Consider the following 598-nt stretch of genomic DNA (forward strand, 5'->3'; position numbering starts at 1 on the left):
CTAGAGCTCGTGGGCATCCCTGATTCTGAGCGCCGACTTAGCGCGTACCCCCATGAACTATCTGGCGGACAGAAACAACGGGTCATGATCGCGATGGCGCTTGCAAATGAACCTGAAATACTAATTGCCGATGAGCCGACCACAGCGCTCGATGTTACTGTCCAAAAGCAGGTTCTTGAACTTATTGCGGACCTCCAAACCAAAATGGGAATGTCTATTATCCTAATATCTCACGACCTAAACGTCGTTCGTCAGTATGCAGATACGGTAGCAGTGATGAAAAACGGCACTATCGTTGAGCAAGGCACGGCAAAGGATGTATTTAAGAACCCGACCCACCCCTACACGAGTGCACTGATCGAAGCCGAACCCCATGGCATGCCACAACCTGTCTCCAAGAACGCAGAGCTAATTCTTAACTCAGAAAACCTTCTGATCGAGTTTCCAATAAAGAAGAACTTCTTCGGAAAGGTGACTAACAGCTTTACCGCTGTCGACAACGTTAGCTTTTCCGTTCGCGCGGGCGAAACCCTAGGCATTGTCGGCGAAAGTGGGAGTGGCAAGACGACCGCAGGAATGGCAATTCTTAAGCTGCTTA

At 49.7% G+C, this 598-nt stretch carries 1 protein-coding gene; it reads left to right on the forward strand.

Annotation, left to right across the window (positions count from 1 at the left end; translation table 11 throughout):
• Positions 1-598, forward strand: a 598-nt coding sequence (locus A3750_RS12955; RefSeq protein ID WP_156498573.1) for an ATP-binding cassette domain-containing protein, incomplete at both ends; no start/stop codon positions are given.

The organism is Oleiphilus sp. HI0079 (assembly GCF_001635105.1).